This is a genomic window from Sinomonas sp. G460-2 (assembly GCF_047759905.1).
GTDB lineage: Bacteria > Actinomycetota > Actinomycetes > Actinomycetales > Micrococcaceae > Sinomonas.
Window position 1 is genome coordinate 1 of the sequence record NZ_JBKZWT010000179.1, and the last position, 7,427, is coordinate 7,427.

General features: G+C 70.2%; 5 protein-coding genes. 2 read left to right on the forward strand and 3 right to left on the reverse strand.

Going from position 1 to position 7,427, the window contains the following annotated elements:
• Window positions 1–2,565, reverse strand: a 2,565-nt coding sequence (locus ACLN58_RS14930; RefSeq protein WP_415856046.1) for an ATP-dependent Clp protease ATP-binding subunit, incomplete at its 3' end; no start/stop codon positions are given.
• Window positions 2,566–2,669: 104 nt separating this feature from the next.
• On the opposite strand from ACLN58_RS14930, the gene poxB reads away from it, so the two are divergent.
• Window positions 2,670–4,394 (forward strand): ubiquinone-dependent pyruvate dehydrogenase, encoded by a 1,725-nt coding sequence (poxB, locus tag ACLN58_RS14935; RefSeq protein ID WP_415856047.1) that lies wholly within the window; start codon window positions 2,670–2,672, stop codon window positions 4,392–4,394.
• Window positions 4,395–4,520: 126 nt separating this feature from the next.
• Here the strand turns inward: poxB and ACLN58_RS14940 are convergent, their stop codons facing one another.
• Window positions 4,521–4,865 (reverse strand): winged helix-turn-helix transcriptional regulator, encoded by a 345-nt coding sequence (locus ACLN58_RS14940; RefSeq protein WP_415856050.1) that lies wholly within the window; start codon window positions 4,863–4,865, stop codon window positions 4,521–4,523.
• A gap of 126 nt (window positions 4,866–4,991) precedes the next feature.
• Here ACLN58_RS14940 and ACLN58_RS14945 point away from each other — a divergent pair, with 126 nt between their 5' ends.
• On the forward strand, window positions 4,992–5,603 hold the full coding sequence (locus ACLN58_RS14945) for an NAD(P)-dependent oxidoreductase (RefSeq protein WP_415856048.1): 612 nt from the start codon (window positions 4,992–4,994) through the stop codon (window positions 5,601–5,603).
• A gap of 222 nt (window positions 5,604–5,825) precedes the next feature.
• Here the strand turns inward: ACLN58_RS14945 and ACLN58_RS14950 are convergent, their stop codons facing one another.
• Window positions 5,826–7,325, reverse strand: a complete 1,500-nt coding sequence (locus ACLN58_RS14950) for an alkaline phosphatase family protein (RefSeq protein ID WP_415856049.1) — start codon at window positions 7,323–7,325, stop codon at window positions 5,826–5,828.
• Window positions 7,326–7,427 lie beyond the last annotated feature (102 nt).

Consider the following 7,427-nt stretch of genomic DNA (forward strand, 5'->3'; position numbering starts at 1 on the left):
CACCCGGCGCAGGGGCCGGGCCCCGAACTCGGGCTCGTAGCCGCGCTCGGCGATCCAGGCCACGGCGGCGTCGTCGACGGCGAGGGCGATGCCCTGTGCCGCGAGCCGCGCCTCCGTGCCCCGGAGCTGGAGCCGAACGATCTCGTGCAGCTGCTCGCGCGTGAGCTTCTGGAACAGCACGATCTCGTCGATGCGGTTGAGGAACTCGGGCCGCATGGTCTCGCGCAGCCGGCCCATGATCCTGGCTCGCAGCTCCGCGTCGGTCGGCCCGCCATCCACGCCGCCCGACGCGAAGCCGAGCGCCGCCCCGCGCGTCGCGAGGAACTCGGACCCGAGGTTCGAGGTCATGATGACCACGGTGTTGCGGAAGTCGACCGTGTGGCCCTGGCCGTCGGTGAGCCGCCCGTCGTCGAGCACTTGGAGGAGCAGGTTGAACACGTCCGGGTGCGCCTTCTCGACCTCGTCGAGCAGCACCACGGAGTACGGGTGCCGCCGGACGCGCTCGGTGAGCTGCCCGGCCTCCGAGTAGCCGACGTATCCGGGAGGGGCCCCGACTAGCCGGCTCACGGTGTGGCGCTCGCCGAACTCGCTCATGTCGAAGCGCACCATCGCGGACTCGTCGCCGAACAGCGACGCCGCGAGGGCCTTTGCGAGCTCGGTCTTGCCCACGCCGGTCGGGCCGAGGAACAGGAAGCTCCCCACGGGCCGGCCCGTGTCGCCGAGGCCCGTGCGGTTGCGGCGCACGGACTTCGCGATCGCGGCGACCGCGTCTTCCTGCCCCACGACGCGCCCGTGAAGCTCGTCCTCAAGGCGCGCGAGCCGCTCCCGCTCGCCTTCCGTCACGCGCGAGGCGGGAATGCCTGTGGCGCGAGAGACGACGGCGGCGATCTGGTCTTCGCGGACGACGGCGTCGGGCCGGCTTGCGCGGCTGGCCGCGGCGTCCGTCTGACTTAGGTCGCCAACGACGGCGTCGCTCACCTCGGGCGCGGGAGCCGCGGCTCCGGTCGCGGCGGCCTCGATCCGGGCCGCGATGGCCTCGATCTGGTCGCGCAGGCGCGACGCGAGCTCGTAGTCCTCCGCGGCGACGGCCGCCGACTTGCGTTCTTCGAGCTCGGCCGCGTCGGCGCGAAGACCCTCGAGGTCCACGCGCGGTCCGCGGGCGAGGCTGAGCCGCGCGCCCGCCTGGTCGATGAGGTCGATGGCCTTGTCCGGCAGGTACCGGTCCGTGATGTAGCGGTGCGAGAGTTCGACCGCGGCGCGGATGGCCTCGTCCGAGTAGGTGACCCCGTGGTGCTCCTCGTACCGCGACTTGAGTCCGTTGAGGATGGCGACCGCGTCCTCGACGCCCGGCTCGCCGACCGTGATCGGCTGGAACCGCCGCTCGAGCGCAGGATCCTTTTCGATCTTGCGGTACTCGTCGAGCGTCGTGGCGCCGACGAGGTGCAGCTCGCCGCGCGCGAGCCGAGGCTTGAGGATGTTGCCCGCGTCCATGCCGCCCTCGCCGCCACCGCCCGCGCCGACCACGGTGTGCAGCTCGTCGACGAACGCGATGACGTTCCCATCGGCCGCGATCTCGTCCATGGTCTTTGTGAGCCGTTCCTCGAAGTCGCCGCGGTACCGGGTGCCCGCGAGCATCGCCGGGAGGTCGAGCGAGATGACGCGCCGCCCGTGCAGCTGCGCGGGGACTTCGCCTGCCGCGACGGCCTGCGCGAGGCCCTCGACGATCGCGGTCTTGCCCACGCCGGCCTCGCCGATGAGCACGGGGTTGTTCTTGGTGCGGCGGGCAAGGATCTCGATGGCCTGCTCGATCTCATCGGCGCGGCCGATCACGGGGTCCAGCCTGCCTTCGCGGGCGAGCGCCGTGAGGTCGGTGCCGAACTTCTCCAGCATGGGGCTCTTGACGGTGCCGCGCGCTTCGGCGCCACGGCCTCCGGTGGCGACGGGCCCGCGAGCACCCCGGCGCGGGGTGGGTCGATCGGAGCGAGGCGCGGCGCCGCCGTCGTCCGCGGTTCCCGAAGCGTCCCCGGTGGGTTCGCCGTCCCGGGCCTGGAGTGCCTGTGGCGTGATGCCGAACGCGCCGAGGATCTGGCCCGCGGGCGCGTCCGTGCCGAGGACGAGCGCGAGCAAGACGTGCTCGGGGTCGATGTACGTCGAGCCGAGCGAGCGGGCCACCTTGTAGGCGTCGAGGAACGCGTGCTGCGCCGACTGCGTGAGCGTCGGCGTGACGGGCTCGGCCTCGGGATCCGGCGACGCGGAGGCCTCGGGCAGCCGATCCTCGACGGCCGCGATGACCTCGGCGGGATCCGCCCCGGCATAGCCGATGAGGCCCGCGACGGACTCGGTCTCCGCGAGGGCGCGGAGCACGTGGAGGGCGTCGACCTCCCGGTGGCCGTGCTCGATGGCGAAGCGCCCCGCGGCGTTCAGGACCTGCTGGGTTCCGCGGCTCACAAGCCGCGTGATGTCGATGGGCCGGTTGGGACGGCGCGCTCCCTGGCCCTGAAGGTAACGGGCCAGGAAGTCATCGAACGAGCCGTTCCCGGCGGTGGGGCCGAAGTAGATCGGCATGCGTCCTCCTAGACTTGAGTCGATATCGCTCATGTTCAACCGTGTGGCCGACGAGATATTCCCAAGGGGTTCCGGGGCCCGGGCGCGCGGGCTAGCGTGGCGGCATGACGACCATCGCGAAGAACATCGTCGACACCCTCGCCGCGAACGGGGTCCGCCGCGTCTACGGCCTCGCCGGAGACTCGCTCAACGGCTTCACCGACGCACTCCGGGAGACCCCGAGCATCGAGTGGGTCCACGTCCGCCACGAGGAGGCCGCGGCGTTCGCGGCCGCCGGCGAGGCGGCCCTGACGGGAGAAGTCGCCGTGTGCGCCGGCTCCGCGGGGCCCGGAAACCTCCACCTCATCAACGGCCTCTACGACGCGAACCGCTCACGCGTGCCAGTGCTCGCGATCGCCGCGCACATCCCCAGTACGGAGATCGGCTCGAACTACTTCCAGGAGACGCACCCGCAAGAGGTCTTCCGTGAGTGCAGCGTCTATGCCGAGCAGGTCACTGACCCCGCGCAGATGCCGCGCATCCTCGAGATCGCGCTCCGCACCGCCGTCGAGAAGCGGGGCGTCGCCGTCGTCGTCCTTTCGGGGGACGTCGCGCTCACGCCGGTCGAGACCGAGCGGGTCGCGGTGGTGCGGCGCGCGACGCCGCGGATCGTTCCGAGCGACGCGGAGCTCCGCGAGGCCGCGGGGCTCCTCAATGCGTCGGACAAGGTCACGATCCTCGCCGGCGCGGGAGTCCAGGGCGCGCACAGCGAGGTCATCGCGCTCGCCGACGCGCTCGGCGCACCGATCGTGCACGCGTTCCGCGGCAAGGAGTTCATCGAGTACAACAACCCGTTCGACGTCGGCATGACGGGCCTCCTCGGCTTCAGCTCGGGGTACCGGGCCATGGAAGCCTGCGACGTGCTGCTCATGCTCGGGACCGACTTCCCGTACCAGCAGTTCTACCCGGACAACGCGAAGATCATCCAGGTCGACATCCGCGGCGAGCAGCTCGGCCGGCGCGCGAAGCTCGACCTCGGGCTCGTGGGCGACGTCAAGCACACCGCCGAGGCGCTCCTGCCGCTCCTCGAACGGAAGCAGCGGCGCGCGCACCTCGACGCGTCGCTCAAGCACTACGCGAAGGCCCGCGCCAAGCTCGACGACCTCGCGACGCCCACGAAGAAGGGCCAGGCGCTCCACCCGCAGTACATCACGCGGGTCCTCGACCAGCTCGCCGCCGACGACGCGGTCTTCACCGCCGACGTCGGCACCCCGGTCATCTGGGCGGCGCGCTACCTCACCATGAACGGACGACGGCGGTTGGTCGGCTCGTTCACGCACGGCTCCATGGCAAACGCCCTGCCGCACGCGATGGGCGCGCAGGCCGCCTACCCGGGACGGCAGGTCGTCGCGCTCGCGGGCGACGGCGGGCTGTCGATGCTCATGGGTGAGCTCATCACGATCGTGCAGAACAAGCTTCCCGTGAAGCTCGTGGTGTTCAACAACGCGTCGCTCAACTTCATCGAGCTCGAGATGAAGTCGGCGGGGTTCGTGAACTACGGGACGGGGCTCGACAACCCGAACTTCGCGGCCGTGGCGGAATCGCTCGGCATCAAGGGAGTCCGGGTCGACGAGTCCTCCGAGCTCGAGCGCGGCCTCAAGGAGGCCCTCGCCCACGACGGCCCGGCCCTCGTCGACGTCTCGACCATCCGGCAGGAGCTCGCCATGCCCCCGACCATCACGGCCCAGCAGGCGAGCGGCTTCACGCTGTACGCGCTCCGGACCGTGCTCTCGGGCCGTGGCGACGAGGTGCTCGACCTCGCGAAGACGAACTGGCGCAGGGTGTTCTAGGCCGTCCTGCGTTTGGGGGTCACCTCCAGTGGGTGCGCGACCATCGAGGGGTCACTTTCCGTGGGTTGCACCCACGGGAGGTGACCCCTGGACGGGGAGAGACCCGCGTTTGGTGACCTCTGGACGCTAGCTGGGTCCGGCGTCGAAGGCGCTGCGGGCGTCAAGGATCTTCCGCGCGTGGCTCTCGGCCCAGTCGCGGATCGCGTCGAGCGGGCCGAGGAGGCTCGCGCCGAGCGGCGTGAGCCGATACTCGACGCGCACGGGGACCTCGGCGAAAACAGCGCGGGATACGAGGCCGTCGCGCTCGAGCGTCCGCAGCGTCTGGGTCAGCACCTTGGGCGTGATGCCGCCGACCGCCGCGCGCAGCGCGCTGAACCGGAGCGGCCCGACCTTGAGCGCCTGGACGATGAGCGGGGTCCATTTGTCGCCGATGCGCTGAAGGACGACGCGCGAGGGGCACTCAGGGTCCATGACGTCGAAGGCGAGGCTTTCCACAAGGTAACCATAGCACTTTGAAGTACTTGGTATCTTCCGGATACTGTTGGCGTGTTTGCAAGGCAACACCCTTAGCTTCACGAATCAACGGAAGGACCGCTCATGAAGATCGCCGTCTACGGAGCCACCGGCATGGTGGGAAGCCAGATCGTCGCCGAGGCCGCGCGTCGCGGACACGAGGTGACCGCCCTCAGCCGCAAGGGCGCCGCGGTGGAGGGCGCCGCCGTCGTCCGCGCCGCGGACCTCGCCGACCTCGAAACGTACCGTTCCGCTGCTTCGGCGAACGACGTCGTCGTGCTGGCGACGGCGCCCGACCGCACCGGCGGATCGCGCGAGCCGTACCTCGATGCTCACCGCGCGATCGCCGCGGTGCCGACGGATGCGCGCCTGTATCTTGTGGGCGGCTTCGGCGGGCTGCAGTCGCCGGATGGGACGCGCATCAAGGATCTGCCGGACTTCCCGGCCGAGTACAAGGGCGAATCGGACACGGTGTTCGAGGCGTACGAGGCGCTGCGTGATTCCTCGGCCGGACTCGATGTGACGGTCCAGGCCCCCGCCGCCGTGATCGCCCCCGGCGAGCGGACCGGCGAGTACCGCACGGCCGTCGGTGTCCCCGCGGGCGACTTCATCTCGGCCCAGGACTACGCGGTCGCGGCGCTCGACGAGCTCGAGAACCCGCAGTTCCGCGGAGAAGTCTTCACGGCCGCCAACTGATTTCCTTCAGGGGTCACCTCCCGTTGGTTGGTGACCGTTCAGGGGTCACCTCCCGTTGGTTTAGCCAACAGGAGGTGACCCTTGGATGGTGGGGGACCCGCGTTAGGTGACCCTTGGATGGTGGGGGACCCGCGTTACGTGACCCCTGGACGGTGGGGGACCCGCGTTACGTGACCCTTGGACGGTGGGGGACCCGCGTTACGTGACCCCTGGACGGTGGGGTCAGTAGGTAGCGGCGTTCGGGAGCAGGACGGGCTTCGAGGGCTTCTGGGTGAAGTCGAAGTCGTTCGCGAGGTCGCCGAGGAGCGGGCTGTCCTCGCGAACGTCCGGGCGCGGATCGGGCCGTCCGTCGGTCGCGGGGTCGAGGCGCTGGCCGTGCAGGAAGACGTCCTCGATGAACTTCACGTACGCGTCGTGGCTCAGCGTCTGGTGGTCGATGTAGCCCTTCTTCGCGTACGGGCTGATCACGATCCCGGGCACGCGCAGCCCGTAGCCGTTCTGGTCGACGGCAGGCGGCGTGACGTGATCGTAGAACCCGCCCCAGTCGTCCCATGAGAGGAAGATCGCCGTGCTGTCCCAGTCCGGCCCGGACATGATGGCGTTCACGAGCCCGGTCACGTAGGCCTGGCCCGTGCTCACGAGCGCGGGCGGGTGCTCGCTCACGGCGCTCGTGGGGTCGATCCAGCTCACGGCCGGGAGCGTGCCGTCCTTGGCCGCCGTGTAGAAGTTCGTGAGCGCCTGGACGTTGCCGAGCTGCCCGTCCTCCTTGACGGTGTCGAAGTAGGGGAGCGGGTTCCAGATGCCCGGCGTCTTCGCGTTCTGCGCGACGGGCGCGCAGGAGACGGCCGAATCGTCCCGGCAGTCCGGCTCGGTGCCGTTGAACACGTAGTAGCCCCACGAGACGCCCTGGCTGTGGAGGAGATACGTGAGATCCGTCCAGGCGTAGTCCGGCGCGGGCGCGGGCTTCGCGGTGCGCCGCCCGAAGTCGGGCGGGAGCGCGGGCCCCTGAAGGGCGTTGACGCACGACCGCGGATCGCCCGCCGCGCTGCACTTCGCCGACCACTCCGACACCATGTACAGGTGTTCGGGCAGGCTCCAGGACGCGTTGGGCTCGAACATGTGGTCCTGGAGTGTGTAGTCCTTCGCGTAGGCCCAGTAGTTCGGGAGGTCGCGCGCGTCGTGATAGCCCATGACGTCCGTCGCCGCGGCGCCCGAGCACGCAGGATCGTTCGCGGCGCAGTTCAACGCCGCGTGCTCGGCCTGCGCGATGAAGCCGTCCATCTTCCCGCCGTCGATATCCGCCGTCGCGTTGGTCTCGCTGTGCGGGCCGCCCGAGTTCTTGTCCGCGGGATCGTAGTACGGCTTGACGCACGTGCCGCGCGCGGGATCCGGCACGCACACTGTCGGGACACCGTTCTGCATCGGGATCCCGTCGGCGCCGGGGAACGTGCCGAAGTAGCTGTCGAACGAGCGGTTCTCCTGCATGATCACCACGATGTGCTTGATCTTCGAGAGGCCAGGGTTGGCCGGCGCGCTCACGGCCAGGCGGCTCGAGAACACGAAGACGCCGCCTACCGCGACGAGAAGAAGGACGACGGCGGCCGCGGACACCGCGGTCAGGATCCGGTGGGCGCGAACCCAGCTCCGCAGCCGGCCGCGTGGAGGCGAATCGCCACGCTCCGCCGGCTGTCGCCGCGGGCTCTGGGGTGCTGGTTCGACCACTGTGCGCTCCTCAGGTCACCTGAGCCTCACAGGGAACAGATGCACCGGATGGACACAACATACGCCTTCGCCCAGCGGGGCGGGAGGGACCTGAGGCCCGCC